The 19,653-nt window shown below is 36.0% G+C and carries 18 protein-coding genes and 1 tRNA gene; 15 read left to right on the forward strand and 4 right to left on the reverse strand.

The window, feature by feature from the left end; translation table 11 throughout:
- Positions 1-2 precede the first annotated feature (2 nt).
- Positions 3-962, reverse strand: coding sequence for a hypothetical protein (locus tag AABM58_RS07075; RefSeq protein WP_338406770.1), 960 nt, complete (start codon positions 960-962; stop codon positions 3-5).
- Positions 963-1,214: 252 nt separating this feature from the next.
- Here AABM58_RS07075 and AABM58_RS07080 point away from each other — a divergent pair, with 252 nt between their 5' ends.
- From AABM58_RS07080 to AABM58_RS07110, 7 genes are all read left to right on the forward strand, one after another.
- On the forward strand, positions 1,215-2,438 hold the full coding sequence (locus AABM58_RS07080) for a hypothetical protein (RefSeq protein ID WP_338406771.1): 1,224 nt from the start codon (positions 1,215-1,217) through the stop codon (positions 2,436-2,438).
- A 9-nt stretch (positions 2,439-2,447) separates the two neighbouring features.
- Positions 2,448-4,526: a glycoside hydrolase/phage tail family protein gene (locus tag AABM58_RS07085; protein WP_338406772.1), complete on the forward strand. Its 2,079-nt coding sequence runs from the start codon at positions 2,448-2,450 to the stop codon at positions 4,524-4,526.
- Positions 4,527-4,583: 57 nt separating this feature from the next.
- Complete coding sequence (locus AABM58_RS07090) at positions 4,584-5,399, forward strand: hypothetical protein (RefSeq protein WP_338406773.1); 816 nt, start codon at positions 4,584-4,586, stop codon at positions 5,397-5,399.
- A 146-nt stretch (positions 5,400-5,545) separates the two neighbouring features.
- Positions 5,546-6,748 (forward strand): multidrug effflux MFS transporter, encoded by a 1,203-nt coding sequence (locus AABM58_RS07095; protein ID WP_458694037.1) that lies wholly within the window; start codon positions 5,546-5,548, stop codon positions 6,746-6,748.
- A 611-nt stretch (positions 6,749-7,359) separates the two neighbouring features.
- Complete coding sequence (locus AABM58_RS07100; RefSeq protein WP_338405986.1) at positions 7,360-7,482, forward strand: hypothetical protein; 123 nt, start codon at positions 7,360-7,362, stop codon at positions 7,480-7,482.
- A 43-nt stretch (positions 7,483-7,525) separates the two neighbouring features.
- Entirely contained in the window at positions 7,526-8,773 is a 1,248-nt protein-coding gene (gene ltrA, locus AABM58_RS07105) for a group II intron reverse transcriptase/maturase (RefSeq protein ID WP_338405985.1), read from the forward strand.
- A gap of 49 nt (positions 8,774-8,822) precedes the next feature.
- Positions 8,823-10,217: an ankyrin repeat domain-containing protein gene (locus AABM58_RS07110; RefSeq protein ID WP_338406774.1), complete on the forward strand. Its 1,395-nt coding sequence runs from the start codon at positions 8,823-8,825 to the stop codon at positions 10,215-10,217.
- 259 nt (positions 10,218-10,476) lie between these two features.
- Here the strand turns inward: AABM58_RS07110 and tkt are convergent, their stop codons facing one another.
- Complete coding sequence (tkt, locus tag AABM58_RS07115; protein ID WP_338406775.1) at positions 10,477-12,528, reverse strand: transketolase; 2,052 nt, start codon at positions 12,526-12,528, stop codon at positions 10,477-10,479.
- A gap of 113 nt (positions 12,529-12,641) precedes the next feature.
- Between tkt and rpsD the strand changes: the two genes are divergently transcribed.
- The 3 genes from rpsD to iscX all read left to right on the forward strand — a co-directional run bounded on the left by rpsD (position 12,642) and on the right by iscX (position 13,598).
- Positions 12,642-13,256 (forward strand): 30S ribosomal protein S4, encoded by a 615-nt coding sequence (gene rpsD / locus AABM58_RS07120; RefSeq protein ID WP_010962555.1) that lies wholly within the window; start codon positions 12,642-12,644, stop codon positions 13,254-13,256.
- 9 nt (positions 13,257-13,265) lie between these two features.
- A tRNA-Leu gene (locus AABM58_RS07125) sits at positions 13,266-13,352 on the forward strand.
- Positions 13,353-13,382: 30 nt separating this feature from the next.
- A complete protein-coding gene (iscX, locus tag AABM58_RS07130; protein ID WP_338406776.1) occupies positions 13,383-13,598 on the forward strand; it encodes a Fe-S cluster assembly protein IscX in 216 nt (71 codons plus the stop codon).
- Between the two features lie 101 nt (positions 13,599-13,699).
- On the opposite strand, the gene miaA is transcribed toward iscX, so the two are convergent.
- Complete coding sequence (miaA, locus tag AABM58_RS07135) at positions 13,700-14,563, reverse strand: tRNA (adenosine(37)-N6)-dimethylallyltransferase MiaA (RefSeq protein WP_338406777.1); 864 nt, start codon at positions 14,561-14,563, stop codon at positions 13,700-13,702.
- Between the two features lie 75 nt (positions 14,564-14,638).
- Here miaA and AABM58_RS07140 point away from each other — a divergent pair, with 75 nt between their 5' ends.
- The 5 genes from AABM58_RS07140 to AABM58_RS07160 all read left to right on the forward strand — a co-directional run bounded on the left by AABM58_RS07140 (position 14,639) and on the right by AABM58_RS07160 (position 18,259).
- Positions 14,639-15,118: a hypothetical protein gene (locus AABM58_RS07140; RefSeq protein ID WP_338406778.1), complete on the forward strand. Its 480-nt coding sequence runs from the start codon at positions 14,639-14,641 to the stop codon at positions 15,116-15,118.
- 118 nt (positions 15,119-15,236) lie between these two features.
- Complete coding sequence (locus AABM58_RS07145; RefSeq protein ID WP_338406779.1) at positions 15,237-15,824, forward strand: L-threonylcarbamoyladenylate synthase; 588 nt, start codon at positions 15,237-15,239, stop codon at positions 15,822-15,824.
- A gap of 17 nt (positions 15,825-15,841) precedes the next feature.
- Positions 15,842-16,663 (forward strand): AAA family ATPase, encoded by an 822-nt coding sequence (locus tag AABM58_RS07150; RefSeq protein ID WP_141457205.1) that lies wholly within the window; start codon positions 15,842-15,844, stop codon positions 16,661-16,663.
- 73 nt (positions 16,664-16,736) lie between these two features.
- Positions 16,737-17,531: a hypothetical protein gene (locus tag AABM58_RS07155; protein ID WP_338406780.1), complete on the forward strand. Its 795-nt coding sequence runs from the start codon at positions 16,737-16,739 to the stop codon at positions 17,529-17,531.
- Between the two features lie 68 nt (positions 17,532-17,599).
- Positions 17,600-18,259 carry a conjugal transfer protein TraJ gene (locus AABM58_RS07160; RefSeq protein ID WP_338406781.1) on the forward strand — a complete coding sequence of 220 codons (660 nt, stop codon included), beginning with the start codon at positions 17,600-17,602 and terminating at the stop codon, positions 18,257-18,259.
- Between the two features lie 258 nt (positions 18,260-18,517).
- On the opposite strand, the gene ychF is transcribed toward AABM58_RS07160, so the two are convergent.
- Positions 18,518-19,612, reverse strand: coding sequence for a redox-regulated ATPase YchF (gene ychF, locus AABM58_RS07165; protein WP_338406782.1), 1,095 nt, complete (start codon positions 19,610-19,612; stop codon positions 18,518-18,520).
- Positions 19,613-19,653 lie beyond the last annotated feature (41 nt).

Consider the following 19,653-nt stretch of genomic DNA (forward strand, 5'->3'; position numbering starts at 1 on the left):
TACTACTTTCGTTGTGAGCTACCAGGCTGCTCTATAGACAATATTCCACTATCACCAGATAGCAAAGTTCGCGCTGATTCACTTTCTCTCAAACGTTCAATTGCCTGCTTTTTGTCAGTTCCAGTGCGCATACTGCAGCCAAATTGCATATCTATTCCATTTTCAACAATTTGACACGACAACTTTGTAGCAGTAGCGAAACCTTCTTGTTTATTAGTAGCATTTCCGGTAACAACACCACAAACAGTGATGTTACGATCATTTCCAACTGTTCGCACCATCATTTCACCATTTCGTATACCATCATTATTTATATCCTTTGCTATAACAGTCTTATCTACGGTTTGTTCACCTTCTACTACTCGAGATATTACCTCTACATTTGGTTGATTATGCAACAGACCACTTCTCATTAGTGGTTGGCATAAATCAGTATTTAATTGATCCTGCTCCACATCATTCTGTTGCCCTAGCTTGTTAACTTTTTCTTCAACACACTTATTGTATTCTTCATCATTACTTATCTCGACTTTATTTACTGGTTGACCTTGACTGTTTTCTATGTCTTTTTGACTAAACATGTCTTTATTAATGTAATAAAAAATAAGACCAGGTATCAGTGAAATTATTAGATTTAATACAATGCACGGAATTAAAACCACGGCAGCAGCTATATAGATTAGAGAGCTAACTATAAACTTTATTACTTTAGATAATTTAGAATCATCTTTTTGAGCATTAACAGCATTCAAAAAAAGCATAGTTAAGCTAAGAGATAATGCTGTTATAGCAGTAGGCACGATGATTGGAACAAGTAAAAAAGCATTGATTAATTTTTTTCCAGAACTAGTTGGTTTAGTGCTATTATTCAGTGATGTAAGATAGTTTTGAACAACATTAGTAATCCATTTTGTACCAGACAAGACTCTTTTACTATTTTCTTCCGACATTTCAAATTTCATTGGCACCCCCAGATTATAATGCTAAATTGTACTAAAAATTAATATAAAATCAACATAAATTTTTTACTTCCGCACTTTTTCATTGTTGCTTACAATAATTATAGCTACATGATTTGCTCATGTGCTTTTCTTAATTAAAAACTTCAATTATTCATTGTAAGCTGCTGAATTTCCTACTATTTAGTGGCAAATTGTTATCCAAGTGGCTGTAAAACGACAAATTCGTCATTCCGCTACTAGTTAGCGGAATCTATGCTAAGAGATACCGCGAATGAATCGCGGTATGACGGTTCGCGGCGGCATGACGTAGAGCCTACATTAACTATAGAAACAAAAAGGAGGATTATCATGTCTACAATAGTTTTATCATCAATTTTTGGTCAAGCAGGCAGCATTTTTGGTCCAATTGGCCGGATTATCGGCTCAGAACTCGGTGCTCTTCTTGGTGCACAGCTAGATAGCGCAATGTTTGGTCTTGATGCCGAGCAAAAAGTAACGCATGGGGCAAGGCTAAAAAATCTGCAAGTTCAAACCTCAACCTACGGCAGAACGATCCCAATTATCCATGGCACTGCTCGTGTTGCAGGGAACATTATTTGGTCACAGCCAATAAAAGAAGAGGCGATAACCACCAAAAGTAAAATTGGAAGAGGTATGAACGTTACATATAATTACTATGCAACGCTTGCAATTGCGATCTGCAAGGGGAAAGTAGAAAAATTAAACAGAATCTGGGCAGATACAACATCACTTAGCTTTGATGAAATAGATTATACTTTTTACCGCGGTGCAGAAGATCAAAATCCTGATCCATTTATGTCATCAATTGAAGGAGAGGGGAATGTGCCGGCTTATAGGGGAATATCTTACATAGTCATCAAGAATTTTCCTTTAGCAGACTATAATAATCGTGTTCCGGTATTTACATTTGAAGTGCAAACTGCAGTAAAGTCAAATGAGTTTTCAGTGGCGAAAAATATTCAGAATATCAATATCATACCAGGTTCAGGAGAGTTTGTATATGATACAAAAATACAGAAGAAAATCGCGCAAGAGAAAATAAGCAGCAACCAATATATCCCATATGGACTGGCGCAAAGGGTAAATCACAACAACCACACTAAAAAGAGCGATGCAATGCTTTCTTTGGATCAATTAAAAGAAGATTTGCCAAATGTTGAGTGGGTGTCGGTAGTAGTCAATTGGTTTGTGAATGATCTGAACATTAAAGATTGTAAAATATATCCTGCAGTTGAATTTCAAGATGATTCCGCAATATTACCTGATGATTGGCAAGTAGGGGGTGTAACCAGAGATAATGCTCAGCTAATTTCAAAAGATGCGAGTGGAAACCCAAGATATGGTGGCACAGTTAGTGATGCAGCGCTGATAAGATATATAGAAGAGTTACGCAGCAGAGGCTACAAGGTGATGCTCTATCCGATGCCCTTGCTTGACACAAAGAACAAAGAGTGACGAGGAAAATTGAGCGGGACCCCTGGGGATATAAGTGATTTTTTTAAGAATCAATATAACAAATTTATAGAGCATTATGCAAGCATTGCCAAACAAACTAAAGTGGAAGGGTTTATCATCGGTTCTGAACTTGTGCGGCTTACCAAAATTAGAGATGAACAAGGTAATTACCCTGCCGTTATAGAGCTAGTTAAGCTTGCAAAGCGAATAAAACTTCAGCTTGGAAAAGAAGTAACGGTAACTTACGCTGCTGATTGGAGTGAATACCATTCATATGATGGTTGGTATAATATGGATGAACTGTGGTCTTCAGAGTACATCGACGTTGTTGGCATAGATGCTTATTTTCCACTGACTGATGGTCCAGAGCCTCCTTTTGGCTATTCTGCGGAAGATGTAATGGGTGGTTGGAGCAGTGGAGTGGGGTATGATTATTTCTATGATTACTCAAAGGGTGAGCCTGAAAGAGTAAAGTATAACGACAGCAGGTATGCGTGGAAAAATATAGAGAAATGGTGGAGTGAAACTCACATAAATCCAAGTGGTAGTAAAACGAAATGGCAACCAAAAATGAAAAAAATATGGTTTACCGAGTATGGATTTCCCAGTATGAACGGCTGCACTAATGAGCCAAATGTGTTTGTTGATAAAGGCAGCATAGAGAGCAAATATCCACGATATTCAAACGGAGAGGTGAGCTTTCTTTCACAGAAAATTGCAATTGAAGGAACGCTAAAAAAGTGGCAAAGCTCGGAAATGGTAGAAAAAATGTTTCTCTGGGCATGGGATGCAAGGCCATTTCCTTACTTTCCCAATTTGTGTGATATGTGGACTGACTGCCATAATTGGCAGACAGGACATTGGATTCAGGGAAAGCTTTCACAGCTTAATATTTCCGATGTTTTATCGGATCTGTTACAAAAAACAGGTTTAAAAAGCGATCAGTTCGATACAAGCAACATCAAAGGGTTATTGTCTGGGTATGTGATAAACGATCAGCAACCCGTACGTTCAATTATTAAAATGCTGCAAAGTTGCTATTTTTTTGATGTGGTTGAACAGGACTCTAAACTGAAATTTGTCCAAAAGGGCAGGGGAGTTACAACTGTAATGCCAATTGGTGAAACGGTTTTCAGTAACAATTCAAAACTTGTTAATATTAGTCAACTGGATTTAAACAATAAAGTTAACATTGTTTACTTTAACCGCAATTTTGGCTATCCAATTGATGTTAAATACGCTGAATTGCCAAAGCAAGGCGCTGCTATAACAGTTGAAATACCGCTCATTATGGAGGAGGGAGAGGCGCAAAATATCGCTGAGGTTTTACTTTATTCTTCGTGGCAAGAGAGAAATATATACAATTTCAAGCTACCGATAAAATATGCATGGCTTGTGCCAAGTGATATAATAACGATTTTAGACAGTGAGAAAAAACATACGGTGAGAATTATAAAAACGAAATTTGAAAGCATGTCCATTCAAGTAAGTGGTGTTGGTTATGACAGCTCCATATATAAGCTTTCTTTTCCTTCAACAAGGTCTCTTATGCTGAAGGAATACCCTCCTTCTCATATCAGCAAAACCATCGTAGAAATGATAGATTTACCGCATGTTAAAGGTAATATCGCAAGCTTTACTTTAATTGGTGAGGAAAGGAATTGGAAGGGAGCAACGCTCTTTATTTCGTACAACGATAAGGATTATAAGCCTATCGCAAGCACAAATAAGCAGTCTACTTACGGATATGTAATGGAATTAACAAATGAGGGAATTACAGTAGTGTTGCGTTTTGGTAAGCTGCGAGGAATTATCGATTCAAATTCAGCATTAATCGGAAAAGAGATAGTGAAATTCCAGAATACTGAACTAATAGATAAAAATAAATATAAGCTTAGTAACCTAATCAGAGGACAAGAAGATACTAAAGAATATGATCATGCCACAGGTGAAAAATTTGTTCTACTTGATGATTCAATAATATCTTTCGAAGTGCAAATTGGGAAAAAGTTTTACCTAAAAGCAGTGACTTACGGTGACTCGCTGGAAAATACGGAAGTGAAAGTGATAAATTCATTTAGTAATTAAAATTTAATAAAGTAAGTGCTAGAATTAATATACAGGTATTAATGGTAGAGATATAACATGTCAAAGGAAATGGTCAATGCGTTGAAAGCTGAAGTGAAGAAGCTCAAATATGCTGATTTCAAAGCTAACACTTGGGACGAAGTAATTTCTGGTGAGGGAACATATAAGGATCTTAATAGAACACACGGCCTTGCTATTAACGGACAAAAAATAACTAACGAATTTATTAACAATCTGTATTCAAAACATAAAAATCTAATTCTACGGGATGAAAACGGAAAAGGGAATTATCGTCCATTTCTCAGACAAATTTTTACAGAAATGTTTAAACACGTTGGTGCAACAATTCCCAATAACTCTATTATTGAGGAGTTAATAAATAACTATTATCAGGGCGGATATACTCATTTTCTTCCTAATGATATGAATCAAGCTCTTGGATCTTTTCATTTGTTAACGCAAAGCAGCTGTATGACAAGAGAGTATATTATGGATTGTCGTGAACCCAATTGTATAAAGCTTAGTTTTAGCATGAAATATACAAAAATGCTTAACTATGATGATCGTACATATATCGAAACACCAGGTTTTTGCAGTTCAGCGGAGTTTAAACTGAAATGTGAAGATAAAAATGTAACATATGAAGATGGTAAAGTACTTCTTACCATTCCTAAAGAGCTAAAAAACTACAAAGTAAGTGGTAAGAATTTGTTTGATGTTATTGTTGAATATTTTCAGAAGCTTTGCGAAAAATTGGGCTTTAAATTTGAGACAAAAGTGGAACATAGCCTTGGTGAACCACTAAAGGTAGTAAGTGAGGCAAATGCATCTTCTGTTGAAGACTTAAAGCTTAAAGTGAATAATCAAAGATAAGGTATTGAAATTCAGGCTTTTCATGATTTTAGCTTAAGATTTCAGTGTCCGCTACTCGAATGACATCGTTTACTATGTAACATTGTACTTATACTAATGAAAAAAATACATTATAATTAAGTATATTTAATCCAGTAAATCATTAAGTGAAAACAGCTCTTTCGCAAAATATCATCTCTCTTATTATGATATTGTCTGTAGCAATTGTCGATATGGCAACTGACCTATACTCAGTTGCACTACCAAGCATTGCCAATTATTTTAAAGTAGAAGGCAGTGTAGTGCAGCTTACAATTAGCTTGAATCTAGTTGGATTTGCGGTGTCTGGATTAATTTATGGTCCATTATCGGACCATTATGGTAGGCGTCCAATGATGCTGATTGGTATGACAATTTTTACTTTGGCAAGTGTCATGTGTTATATAGCCGACAGTATTGCGCTCTTGATACTAATTCGCTTCATACAAGGAACAGGGGCTGGTGTTGCAGGTGTTGTTGGGTATGCAGCAATAAGGGATATGTATTCGGGTAGTGAATACTCGAGAGTAATTTCAAAATTAAATATGGTTGTGGCACTCTCACCTGGAATAGCTCCAGTGGTGGGCAGTTATATAATTTCACATGGTTATCATTGGAAATTTTTGTTTTTTATTATGTCACTCGCAGCAATTGCTATACTTATTTTTATCTACTTTAAGTTACAAGAAACACTCACTGTAAATAAAAATGAAACCAGTATAACTAACATAACTACTAATATCTGCAAGCAATATATATCAATATTTAGAAATTATCGTTTCCTTGGGTTTTCAGCCATTCATGGATTAACTTTCATGTGGCTTTGGGCATACATTGCTAACTACCCGTTCATATTTGAATCGATGGGCATTGAAGTACAGTATTTTGGCTACCTCATATCGATCATAGTCATATTTTACATAATTGGAACTTTAATTAATAGAAGGTATGTACCAAAAGTAGGGGTTAGCAAAATGCTAATAATAGGTTTGGTGTTACCGATAATATCCGATAGTTTATTGGTATATTTTTATTTCGCGGACAAGTTGAATATATTAATTCTTCAAGTCGCCTGGATTCCAGCCAATATCGGACTTGCATTAATAATAAGCAATAACGTAACTTCTGCTTTAGAAACGATCAAAGGTATAGGGCTTGGTAGTGCAGTTCTCTCATTCTGCAATATGATGTTTGGGGCTATTGGAATATATATAGTAGGAAAATTTTTTCGCTATGGTATTTTACCAAATTTACTATTAACAATAGCATGCTCTACAATTGCAATTCTTATGTACAGCCAGCTCAAATGTACTGAAAAACATAGGGAATAACCATTATTTGCGTGATCCAGAGCTCATGGGTTATTAATGACTTTATCATGATAATATAATTTTACAGGGGGTGAGAGCTCATAGATTATTAACGACTTTATCATAACAATATAGTTTTACAGGAGGTTTGGGATGAGCAATTCAAACAGAGATATAAATGCTGATTTATTTCAGGCTGCTAAAAGTGGTGATTTTAATGTAGTAAACGATCTAATAAAGGAAGGAGCAGATGGTGTGCCGTAGAGACACAAAGAATGTTCAAGTAAGAGCAAACTAAGTGCAAAAGCTGCACAGTAGATGAGGGTAGGTCCCTCGGAGCCGGTTTACAAGAGCAGGCTTCAAACAACCATAAGCTGCTTTGGTAAAGAGCCAAGGTAGTGAGCGTTATGGAAAAGGCATAATTATATGTCATGTAAGGAATAGAGAGATGAACGAAAGTGAACCACTGATGAAGTGTCGAAACCTTTTAAATGACGTCAAAACCAGGGGGTCGTTTGTAACCTGGGATAAATCTATCGGGAGCTTGTTTACTGGATAGATGGCGTCCGGCATAAAGGTGGCATGAATCTATTTCAGGCTATTGTGTGGAACTACGGGAACCTGTCGTTTCGATGATAAGGGAGAAATCCAAGGAGCTAAACTCTAAGGATGAGAGTACCGATGCGAAAAACAGGGGCGGATCAGCTCGTAGTAGTGAAGAAGTTTCTGTAATGGAAATGGAGCGAAGGAGCTGAGTTATTCAGTTTTAATTATGTATCAACCGAAAGGGAGGAGTTAATGAATAAAACAAAGTCTTTTGATATACCAAAGCAACTTATTTGTAGGGCTTATAAACAAGTATCGAAAAATAAAGGTGCGGCTGGTGTGGATGAGGTTTCGATAACAAAGTTTGAAGAAAATCTAAAAGATAATCTGTACAAACTATGGAATAGGATGTCATCCGGAAGTTATTTTCCAGAGCCGGTAAAAGCTGTTGCGATACCAAAAGATACAGGAGGGCAAAGAATTTTATGTGTTCCTTCAGTATTCGACAGGATAGGGCAAACGGCTGCTGCTATGTATCTAGAGCCGCTGGTAGAACCAAAATTTCATGAGGATTCATATGGTTATAGACCAAATAAGTCTGCACTGGATGCGGTAGATACAGCTCGTAAAAGATGCTGGAGGTACGATTGGACGATAGATCTTGATATATCTGGATTTTTCGACAATTTGGACCACGGCTTGGCATTGCAAGCTATCAAAAAGCACACAGACTGCAAATGGGTCATACTGTATGTTGAGAGGTGGATGAAAGCCCCCATTCAGCAAGCAGATGGCAGTAAGGTAGTTAGGGATAAAGGAGTTCCGCAAGGAGGTTCAGTTAGCCCAATCATCTCTAATATATTCATGCATCATGTGTTTGATATATGGATGAAAAAGAACTACCCGACAGTACCATTTGAGAGGTATGTGGATGATGCGATAGTGCACTGCAGAACAGAGAAACAGGCAGAGTTTGTGAAAGTAATGATCGAAGAAAGATTGGCTGAGTATAAGTTGAAATTGCATCCTGAAAAGACACAGATAGTGTACTGTAAGGATGACAATAGGAGTGGTGAATTTCCTAAACAAAGTTTTAATTTTCTGGGTTACACATTCAGACCCAGGTTAGCAAGAAATAAAATAGGGAAGTATTTTGTTTCATTTCTTCCAGCAATTAGCAACAAGGCCAAGAAAAAGATTACTACAACCATAAGGTCATGGAAAATGCTACGAAATACGCATATAACATTAGAGGAGATATCAGGAAAAGTAAATCCAATAGTCAGAGGCTGGTATCAGTACTATGGCAAATTTTACAGAACTGAAGTATACAAATCTCTAAAGAATATAGAGCGGCATCTAGAAAAGTGGGTGAAAAGGAAATATAAGAGACTCAGGAGTCACGGAAGACTAGCAAGACAATTTCTAGGAAAGGTGAGAAAGAGGTCTCCGGATATTTTCTATCACTGGACACTAGGGTTAGGCCAAAAGGCTGAATAATGGAAGCTGTATAAATCGAGAGGTTTACGTACAGTTTTGCGAGAGACTGGTGGGGAAGTTCCACTGGTCTACTCTCCTTAATGCAGAGGATGATAAAGAAGAGACTCCCTTAGATTTAACTACTAACGAAGAAATAAAAACTCTATTACAAAGTACAGCTCAATTACTTAAGGCTGCTGCTGAAAAGGGTCATGAGGAGGAGGTACAAGCTCTATTGGAAAAAGGAGCAAATGTTAATGCAACAGATCAAAATGGAAAGACTCCTTTACATTCGGCTGCTCGAAATAACAACAAAGAGGTAGTAGAAGCCCTACTGCAAGTAAATGGGATCAATATTAATGCACAAGATAGAGATAACATGACTCCTTTACATTGGGCTGCTGTAAAGGGCCATAAAGAGGCAGTAGAAGCCCTATTGGGAAAAGATGGAATCGATGTTAATTTAGCAGATAAGAATAAAGATACTCCTTTACATTCTGTTCTTAAAAAGGACAACATAGATATAAATGTATTGAACGCTCTACTGGGAGAAGAAGGAATCGATGTTAATGCACAAGATGGGCTTAACAACACTCCTTTGCATTTAGCTGTTAAAAAGGACAACATAGATATAAATGTATTGAACGCTCTACTGGGAGCAGAAGGAATCGATGTTAATATAAAAGATAAACTTAGAGAATGGACTCCTTTACACTGGGCTGTTTCAGAGAACAAGATAGACAAAGTGAAAGCGCTACTGGGAGCAGAAGGAATCGATGTTAATATAGAAGATAAATATGAAAAAAAGACTCCTCTACATTTGGCTGCTCAAAATAACAACCAAGAAATAGTAGAGGATCTAATAAAAGCAGGAGCAAATATTAATGTAAAAGATAAAGATGAAAAGACTCCTTTAGATTTAGCCACTGATGAAAAAATAAAAACTCTATTGCAACCCGCAGAAGAATCTGATCCAGTGGATGGATCATCGACAGAGAGTGAAGGGGGTCAAGAGGAAGAAAAACGAGTAGGTGATGATACTGAACTACAATCAGATAATAGCAAAGAAGGGGAAAAAACCAGCACCACCAGTGCAGAACAAGGAACTGGTGTAAGCAACGGTAGTCAACCTACTGGATCTACACAAAATAAGGGAGGACAAACCAGCACCACCAGTGCAGAACAAGGAACTGATGTACAAGACAACGATGTAGGTCCTGTTGCTTCCACAGAACCTGCACAAACAGAAGAACAGCCGAGCTCTTTTTTTGGTAGTTTGTTTAGTATACTTATGAAGCCTTTTTCATTAGTTGCATCATTTTTTGGTGGTTTTTTTTCATGGTTGTTTGGGTCTGACGAAGAAAAGTCTGACACACAACCTTATGATGATTCTTCTTCACCTGGGGTCGATCAATCAGTTGAACAAAATAATGGTGATCATAATGACCAGAGCAATGTGATTTGATAGTGATCTTCTACCGGAAAAGGTGTCATCCCAGTGCTTGACACTGGGATCTCATTTTACTTTATGATGATGTCATGAAAGTAGCTGACATTGGGATCCAGAAGACTTAATTTCAACCAAATAATAAAGGCTAGATCCCAGTGTCACGCACTGGGATGACAAAAAAAGGAGCACTGGAATGACACCATCTTGGATGGAAATAACGTCACGCGCTGGAATGACAAAGAAGAGTGGGCTTTCATATGGTTATGCAAGAAGTCTACTGAATATAAACCAGTTTCTCACACACACATTTTACTACGTGATCAGCACTGATATTAAAATGCTCATAGAGTGTTTTATAAGGTGCTGATTCTCCGAAGCTTTTCATGCCAATAAATATACCGTTTGAACCTATGTATTTATGCCAACCCATTTCACTTCCGGCTTCAATTGCAACTTTAATGCTGTCATTATTTAATATTGCCGCTTTATATTCATCGCTTTGCTCGTCAAAAAGCCTCCAGCATGGCATAGAAACAATCCTTGTACCTATACCCTTTTCCTGCAATTTCTCCCTTGCTTCAACTGCAATTTCAACCTCGGACCCCGTAGCAAATATCGTCACTTTTAATTCTTTTGAACATTCACACAAAATATATGCACCAAACTTCGATAAATTAGCAGATTGATCGATATCAGAGTAGAACTTGCGCATGTAACTTACGTTTTGCCTTGAGAGCGCAAACAGTGCAGGTGATTCTTTTTTTTCGAGTGCAATGCTAACACACTCTAGAGTTTCAACTGCATCGGCTGGCCTAAAAACATATAGATTTGGTATAGCACGCAAAGAGGCTAAATGCTCTATTGGCTGATGAGTTGGGCCATCTTCTCCCACTCCAATTGAGTCGTGAGTCATGACATACATAACCTGCTGCTTCATCAGAGCTGAAAGACGTATAGCAGGACGACAATAGTCGGAAAATACCAAAAAAGTGCCGCCATAAGGAAGAATCGCGCCGTGAAGTGCCATACCATTCATACAAGCTGCCATAGCGTGCTCTCTCACTCCATAGTGGACATAAGAGCCACTATAATTATTGCTATTTATTACCTGCATGTGCTTATATTTAGTGCAATTTGACCCAGTAAGATCAGCAGAACCGCCGATTAATTCCGGCATAGACTCAGTTAAAAGTTCCATTACTCTGCCGAAAGAAGATCGAGTAGCTTCGTTTGGCATTAGCTCACATATTTGTTTCTTCAGGTCAGCTAAAACACCAGCGATATTATCTGGTAGATGTTTATCTAACCGTCTTTGAAGTTCTGCATGATACCCTGTCATCCCAGCATTCTCTTCTGTCATCCCAGTGCTTGACACTGGGATCCATTCTTTTTCTTCTTTCCTGGTCACGCGCTGGAATGACATCGTGTAGTTTTGTTTTGCTCTCTCAACAGTTTTCTTCCAGGCATTTTTCACATCTTCTGGTACATGGAATGGTTCATAATTCCAGTTTAATTTCTCTCTCATCTGTTTTATGTCTTCCTCCGAAAAAGCACCACTGTGAGCAGAGGATGTGCCAGCACGGCTTGAAAATTTTCCGATAATAGTTTTGCAGCAGATCATTGTAGGTTTATCAGACTTTTTTGCTTGCTCTATTGCAAGGGATATGGCATCAAAATCATGGCCATCAATTTTGTCAACATTCCATCCATACGCTAAGAAGCGTTTCTCTACATCTTCAGAACAGGAAAGGCAAGTAGCGCCATCTATAGAAATATCATTATCATCAAAAAGAGCTATAAGCTTATTCAATTTAAGATGCCCAGCAAGTGATGCTGCTTCATGGCTTATTCCTTCCATAAGACAGCCATCCCCTAGCATCACGTAAGTGTAGTGATTAATTAAGCTATCTCCAAATTGTTCTTTAAGAATCGATTCAGCAAGTGCCATGCCAACAGCAGTGGCAAACCCCTGACCGAGCGGGCCTGTTGTTGCCTCTACTCCGGAAGTCAAGCCAAACTCTGGATGACCTGGGGTCTTGGATCTCATTTGCCTAAAGTTTTTTAGCTCATCTATACCGATATAACCTGTCAAATATAATATTGAATATAGTAACATTGACCCATGACCGTTTGATAAAACAAAGCGATCTCTATTGAACCATTTAGAATCATCAGGATTATGATTCAGATATTTAGCAAACAAAACAGTTGCAACATCTGCCATGCCAAGTGGCATACCTGGGTGTCCAGAGTTTGCTTTTTGTACTGCATCAATTGATAAAAAACGGATGGCGTTTGCCATAGATTTTAAATGTGAATGATTCATGTGTTAATAGAAAAACTTAAAAATGAAGTATAAAAGATTATATCAGCAAAAACAAGTTGACACTGAGTGCTAAAATCCTTAATAATCTAAAGTTAAATCGTGAGAGTTTTTATATGACAACTGTTATCACTAGAAAGTATAGGATTAGCCGTAGACTTGGTGTAAATTTATGGGGTAGAGCTAAAGACCCAGTAAACAAAAGGAAATACCCTCCAGGTCAACATGGTATTCTTGGATTCAAGAAGTTATCCGACTTTGGTAAGCAGTTTGCTGCGCATAAGAAATTTAAGTTTTACTATGCGATTTCAAGTAAGCAGCTCAGACGTACATTTTTAGATGCTTATAACAGAAAGGGTTATACGGCTGATAATTTTATCGGTATCTTAGAATCGAGATTAAGTTCTGTTTTATACCACTCTGGTCTTGTTCCAACAATTTACTCAGCAAAGCAGCTCATATCTCACAAGCACGTTACAGTTAATGATAAGGTGGTTAACATATCGAGTTATCGAGTGAAGCCAGGTGATATAATAAAAATAAGAGAAAGGGCAGCAAAAATCCCTGTAGTAGTAGAGGCTGAACAAAAACAAGAGCGCAAGGCTCCGGATTATTTAGAAGCAGATAGTAAAGAGCATTCAGTGAAGTATTTGAGGTCACCTCAATATTCTGAGGTTCCTTATTCAGCAGACATGGAAGTCAATTTAGTAGTAGAGTTTTACTCTAGATAGATAAAAAAAGCCCGTGTGGCGGAATCGGTAGACGCAGCGGACTTAAAATCCGTGGGTTTTGCGACCTTGGGAGTTCAAGTCTCCCCATGGGCACCAATTTAACTTAGCAGATAAATACAAAAAAGTATGAAATGGCTTGATATAGAAGATATTGTGGAAGCTCTGGAGGAAAAATTTCCAAATGAGAATATAATTAGTATCAGATTCACTGAGCTTAAAAAAAAGGTCTTGAGTTTAGAGGAATTTGATGATGATGAAAAACGCTGTAACGAAAAAATACTCGAAGCTATTCAAGCAGCTTGGATTGAGGAAAGATTAGCAATAAACCATACGCAAATGTGATTTCTATTGCAATTATTGCTTTTTAGAAAAATATTAGTAGCATTAAACAACAGCCTGATATTAGTTTTAATTCTTTTGTCAGTTAATTCTTGTCTGTCAGATTAAATCTTGTCTTTTACAGAATTTGGGAACTGATTTTTAAACCAAGTATATTGACGTTTCGCATAGTGTCTTGTGTTTGTTTGAGCAATTTGTATCGCTTCGTCTAAAGTAATCTCACCTTTCAAGTACTTTATAATTTCTGGCACTCCGTGTGCTTTCATAGCTGGCAAATGTGGAGCTAGGTTCATGCTAAGTAGCTTCTTTACTTCATCAATTGCTCCATTTTTAACCATTGTAATGAAACGAGAATTTATTTTTTGATATACGTCTTCACGCTTAGGCAAAATTGTGTGTATCTTAAAATTATTGAACAAGGGAGGCTGTCTATGTTCTTGCCACACAAAAATTGACTTGCCAGTTTCAGTGATAACTTCAAGTGCCCTTGAAAGGCGATGCAAGTCATTCATGAATATTTTATCCTGAATTTTTGAGTCTTTACTTAGCACTAACTTATAGAACTCTTCTTTACTTAAATTTTTGCTTAATTCACTTACATTTTTCCTCACTTCCTGACTTATTTGTGGCATTGATGATAAGCCCTTGATTAAGCTGCTAATGTAGAGCCCGCTTCCTCCAGTGATAATAGGTATCTGAGCATTTTCTAATGCGTGATTAACTTCTTTTTCTAAATCTTCTAACCATAGACCCACGGAATAATTTTCTTTTGCTAAAACATAACCATATAGTTTATAAAATTCTTCTTGCTTTGGCGGTTGAGCAGTAATTATGGGAATTTCTTTGTATACCTGCTTTGAATCACAATTTATTATGCTAATATTATTATATTTTTTTATCAGGTTATCACACAATTCTGATTTACCTGAAGCTGTAATTCCTGTAATAATTACTATATTGTTTCTCATTTATATTAATTTAATTAACATATGATAGAGTGTAGTAAAAGTTTAGGTTCTACAATCTAAAATTTGAGGATTTTTATGGCAGAAAAAAACGATAATGATTCATTTGCTAAGCGTTTTGCAAACAGGATTTCTAATAATGGAAATGCTTCAGGAGAAGGTTTTTCCAGCAAGTATTCATCTCAAAATACCAAAGAACGTGCATTAGGGGAAAAAGGAAAAATTTCTGAGTTAGCAGGCAAAAAAACTGAATCTAAGGAAGCTTTTTCTGAAAGTGGCGGCATAAAAAGCAAGAGCAGAACTGTCAATGAAAGATCTTTTGCTGATGCAACAAAAAGAAGTAGGTCAGATCTTGTATATTTAGTCCGTGGTAAAGATCGTGGAAAATCAGCGTGGCATTATGTATTAGTTGATAAAGAGAAAAGAGAAATGTTTCTAGCAAAAAGCAGAACTGGCTCTATAGATGTTGCAGACTATGGAGGGATTTTGTATTCAGGATGGGGAGAGGATCCACCACAGGCAATAATTGATAAAGTCAATGAAGAGTTTGGGTTGTAGCAAATCTGTATAACAAATGGTAAGCTGCGTTGCATTACGTTCACAAAAACTAGCAGTTACTATATAAGACACAATGCAACAAAACTGATCTAGTTGTTATGAATAAGTTTTTAGCTATATGGTATCTAAAATAATAAATGCAATACAGAACAACTTGTTAGTGTGTTTTCCAACAGAAACAGTGTATGCTCTTGCTTGTAATGCATTAAATAATGAATCTATAGGAAAAATATATCAGATAAAGAAACGCTCTCAAAATAAGCCACTCTCCATATTTGTTAGTGATATTTACAATTTGACAAAAATAGCAAAGCTAGAGAAAAAGTATATTGGGTTAGTAAATCACTTTTCTCCTGGACCAATTACCTACATTTTACCACTTAAAAACAACAACATATTGCCAAATGAATTCTTTAAAGATAGTATAGGCATCAGAATCCCTAAGCATCCTATTGCAATTTCAATATTAAATAAACTGAAAGTTCCAATAGTTGCAACTAGTATAAATATTTCAGGAGAAAAAAGTGTATGTAAGGCAGACGATATACCACAATCCATTAAGCAACATTTATCTGCAGTGATTGAAGATGACGAATTAGTTTCTGGTATAGAATCTACTATTATTGACTTAACCGAAGATAAGATTAAGGTTTTAAGGGAAGGTGCAATTTTATTACAAACAGTAAACAATGCATTTTCAAACTAAGATCTATAGGAGAAAGAATGAAAAAAGTAATAGGCCACAACCAGGCCAAAAAAAAATTAATGAACAACTTATCTGTTCAGTCTTGGCTGATCTGTGGTAAAAAAGGTATAGGAAAAGCAACACTTGCAAAATCCTTCTCCAATTGGTTACTCATAAAAAGCTATAATGAAGTAGCATTGGACTTACACATTGTTGAAGGTGATACTATCGGAATAGAAAAAGTCAGAGAAATGAAAAACTTTCTACACTTAAGTCCCATTCAATCAGAACACAAAATAGCTATAATAGATAGCTTAGAGGCAATGACTAATAACGCTAAAAACGCAATATTGAAAATATTAGAAGAGCCGCCAAAAAATTCTAAGATATTTATAATTAGCCATAAGCCATATGATATACAAACCACTATCTTGTGTAGGTGCTTTCAGCTGAATTTACTTCCATTAACTTATGATGAAACAAAGCAAGTTGTTTCATCTCAATGTAAATTTGATGATCAAATATTTGATGAAATCATTACTTTATTTCCTGGAATGCCAGGAATGATAATAAATGCAATAAGTAGTGATGCTTATGAAGCATACAAGTGCTTTTATAAATTCCTTCATGATTTAAAGAATCCCAATATGATTAATAAAGTAATTAATAGCGAAATCGAACTAGAATTAGCATCATATATAATTCAGGCCTTCATTTTAGAAAGCATAAAGAGAGAGGTAAATGATGTTGAAATTCTGCTAAGTCAGTGGAAAAAAATAGATGAACTTTTTGTTGTTGCTAAGCAACTCCACTTAGATAAAAAGCATGTTTTAGCTAATGTAGTTAATATCATGACATAAGTTTACAAAGTATAATACTTTTAACATAAATTCATGATAAAATCCTGTTAATTTAATACTTGAAGTATATAATTTGACTGATAATAAATTAACTGTATGGCAATCAATAGAAGTTTTGACAAAAGCCATACTGAACATGCAAAAAGAATTGAGTTCAATCAAGAATATAGCTTTAGACCAGGACGTCACCTTAGAAAAAGGAAAGGAGTTATTAAGTGGCATCTATGAGGCAAATTTTAAGCTAAACAAGGCAATCAATATAGCCACTTTGCCAAAAATTGGCTATCATATGCTAAATGGTGAGTTTGTTGTACGTAATCATATCACGGAAGAGGAAGTAAGGATTCCTAGAGATTTTCATTACCTTAAAGTCGTAAAATCCAATCATGATGATTATAAATTAACGTTTTGTAATTTTTTAGGTAACGAGTTTTTTGAATATAAAAAGTATGATCCACAATATTCTGGTATTTCAGATGAATATAAATTTGTGAATTTTGGTAGTGTAAAAAAGACTCATAATCTAAAATTTAAGGAATACATTGGTCATGCACCTAAATTTTTTGCTGCAGAAGGGCCTATTGAGCCTGGATCCCAAAACCATGTAATTGATCTATTTGAGCTAGTCAAAAGTGGTAAAGGTAGAAAAGTGGGAACCTTTGCTGATGAATTTGGTTATTTTGATGATCAAAATAAATTACATTATTATAATTATCACAAAAGTGTAGAAAGTAATACTTATGATCCTGAAAATTTCAGTGTAAAAATGATAAATATAGATGTGAGCAAAATCGATAAATTCTACCTCATTGCAGAACAAGGTGATATAATCATTCATCCTATTTGGGAAAATTTAGACATATTTTAAAGTTTTTTTTAGAGTATCTAAGCTTATTGTTATTATAATGATCCGATTAGGTCTGGTAGTATTGTGTTATGGAAGATAAATTGCTTGAATCAGTAAAAAACAAAAGTTATTTCAGTAAAGCAGTCGAATGGTACTGCCATAGGTATCTGTTTTGTGTAGCAGAAAGATCTTGGATGGCATTAATAGTATCGCTTCTCCTAGTATGCTTATGTTTATTAACATTAAACATATACCTGTTATTTCCTGTTAAAAAAGATTTAAATTTTGTGAAGTATATGAACCACACAGAAGATGAGTTCTCTGCAATGCATAAGCTTAGTTTCAGTAAAAAGGAAGATGAATACACTTCCACAGCGAGGTACTTAATAAGTAAATACATTGAAATATACGAGTCCATTAAGACCGTTGAACCGAAGTACCAAGAAAATTTTATAAGAAACAATTCTATACATAAAATCCATCAAGGCTTTCAGGAAAAAACGAATAATGAAGCTGTTTCATCCAAAAGAAAAATTACCAACATAAACGTAATAACATTATCTATTGACCGATCGACCAAGGACCTAGTTACATTTGCTGGAAATGCTACTGTAGTTCTTACAATTGAGCAAAATAAGGAGGTAAAAAATCAGGCTGTTGAGATCAGCTTTACTTTGTCCAATATTCAGGCGGCCCTGGGTGGCATAATACCATTTAAATTTATTGTTAATGGTTATAAATACAGATAATCACATTTAAAATATTACTTGGTAGCTAAAAAAATGGTATCTGTTCAGACAATGGCGTCAACTTAAGGACACATTTTAAACTTTTTTGTTGAAATAAAATAGAAACAAAAGTGCTGTCTCTTGTAGTATTTTACTCCTTAACATCCCTTAAGTTGACGCCATTGCCTGAACAGATACCAAAACCTTCTATCTATTGTTTCTTGAACCTCTTCCCTGAATGGATGCACTGTAGAAGGAAGAGCTCGAAAAGGGTAACTACTACACATTAAACCTAAAGTGCATTATATCGCCATCTTGCACGATGTAATCTCTGCCTTCAAAGCGAATTTTTCCTGCGTCTTTGCAAGCTGATTCACTTCCATACTTTATGTAGTCTGCAAAGCTTATTGTCTCTGCTTTTATAAAGCCTTTCTCAAAATCAGTGTGGATTACACCTGCAGCTTTGTCAGCTGTTGATCCTATTTTTACTGGCCAAGCTCGTGCTTCTTTTGGCCCTACAGTAAAGAAAGTTATCATACTCAGCACTTCATACATAATACGCGCTACTCCATCAAGGCCTGATTCTTGTAAGCCAAATTCTGATAAAAAACTCTGTTTTTCCTCTTCACTATCAAGATTTGCAATATCTGCTTCGAGTTTTGCTGAAATGCAATAAAATTTGCTTTTATTTTCCTCCGCCATTTTTTTCACTTTTTTAGATAGTTCATTGCCAGTTATAACATTTGTATCTTCAACATTGCAGACGTACATAACGGGCTTTGTTGTCAGCAATTGAAGCAACTTCATCTCATCTCCATCGATATTCTCCAAACTTCTTGCAGGTTTACCTAATTTTAAAGTAGCTAAAACCTCTTGCATTAATTCAAGTTGTCTCTTTAGCTCTTTATCACCTTGCTTTGCTTTCTTTTCCAATTGAGGAAGCCTTTTTTCTATGCTATCAATATCAGCTAGGATTAATTCCATTTCTACCACTTCAGCATCTGATATTGGATCTATTTTACTGTGTACATGGCTGATATCGTCATCCGTAAAGCACCTGAGCAGATGAACGATAGCATCAACTTCTCTGATATGACTTAAAAATTTATTGCCGAGCCCTTCACCTTTGCTCGCACCCTTTACCAGACCTGCAATATCCACAACTTCTAATTGATTGTAGATTACCTTCTCTGAGCCTGCAATTGCTGCGATTTGTTTCAAACGTTGATCTTTTATCGAAATCTTGCCTATATTTGGCTCAATTGTGCAGAAAGGGTAGTTCGCAGCTTCGGCTGCACTTGACTCTGTAAGCGCATTAAATAAGGTTGATTTTCCTATGTTTGGTAACCCAACTATACCGCAGTTAAAGCTCATATTTGCTATGTAAAATTATAACTATTGCATAATTTAAAAAT

The organism is Wolbachia endosymbiont (group A) of Longitarsus flavicornis, from assembly GCF_963931955.1.
In the GTDB taxonomy this organism is placed as follows: Bacteria; Pseudomonadota; Alphaproteobacteria; order Rickettsiales; family Anaplasmataceae; genus Wolbachia.

Excerpts from the sequence above, each read along its gene's own strand:
- AABM58_RS07090 (WP_338406773.1), top strand. The coding sequence starts at position 4,584 with ATGTCAAAGGAAATGGTCAATGCGTTGAAAGCTGAAGTGAAGAAGCTC.
- AABM58_RS07150 (WP_141457205.1), top strand. The coding sequence starts at position 15,842 with ATGAAAAAAGTAATAGGCCACAACCAGGCCAAAAAAAAATTAATGAAC.
- AABM58_RS07145 (WP_338406779.1), top strand. The coding sequence starts at position 15,237 with ATGGTATCTAAAATAATAAATGCAATACAGAACAACTTGTTAGTGTGT.
- AABM58_RS07100 (WP_338405986.1), top strand. The coding sequence starts at position 7,360 with ATGATAAGGGAGAAATCCAAGGAGCTAAACTCTAAGGATGAGAGTACC.
- AABM58_RS07160 (WP_338406781.1), top strand. The coding sequence starts at position 17,600 with ATGGAAGATAAATTGCTTGAATCAGTAAAAAACAAAAGTTATTTCAGT.
- AABM58_RS07080 (WP_338406771.1), top strand. The coding sequence starts at position 1,215 with ATGCTAAGAGATACCGCGAATGAATCGCGGTATGACGGTTCGCGGCGG.
- AABM58_RS07075 (WP_338406770.1), bottom strand. The coding sequence starts at position 962 with ATGAAATTTGAAATGTCGGAAGAAAATAGTAAAAGAGTCTTGTCTGGT.
- miaA (WP_338406777.1), bottom strand. The coding sequence starts at position 14,563 with ATGAGAAACAATATAGTAATTATTACAGGAATTACAGCTTCAGGTAAA.
- ychF (WP_338406782.1), bottom strand. The coding sequence starts at position 19,612 with ATGAGCTTTAACTGCGGTATAGTTGGGTTACCAAACATAGGAAAATCA.
- ltrA (WP_338405985.1), top strand. The coding sequence starts at position 7,526 with ATGAATAAAACAAAGTCTTTTGATATACCAAAGCAACTTATTTGTAGG.
- iscX (WP_338406776.1), top strand. The coding sequence starts at position 13,383 with ATGAAATGGCTTGATATAGAAGATATTGTGGAAGCTCTGGAGGAAAAA.
- tkt (WP_338406775.1), bottom strand. The coding sequence starts at position 12,528 with ATGAATCATTCACATTTAAAATCTATGGCAAACGCCATCCGTTTTTTA.
- AABM58_RS07140 (WP_338406778.1), top strand. The coding sequence starts at position 14,639 with ATGGCAGAAAAAAACGATAATGATTCATTTGCTAAGCGTTTTGCAAAC.
- rpsD (WP_010962555.1), top strand. The coding sequence starts at position 12,642 with ATGACAACTGTTATCACTAGAAAGTATAGGATTAGCCGTAGACTTGGT.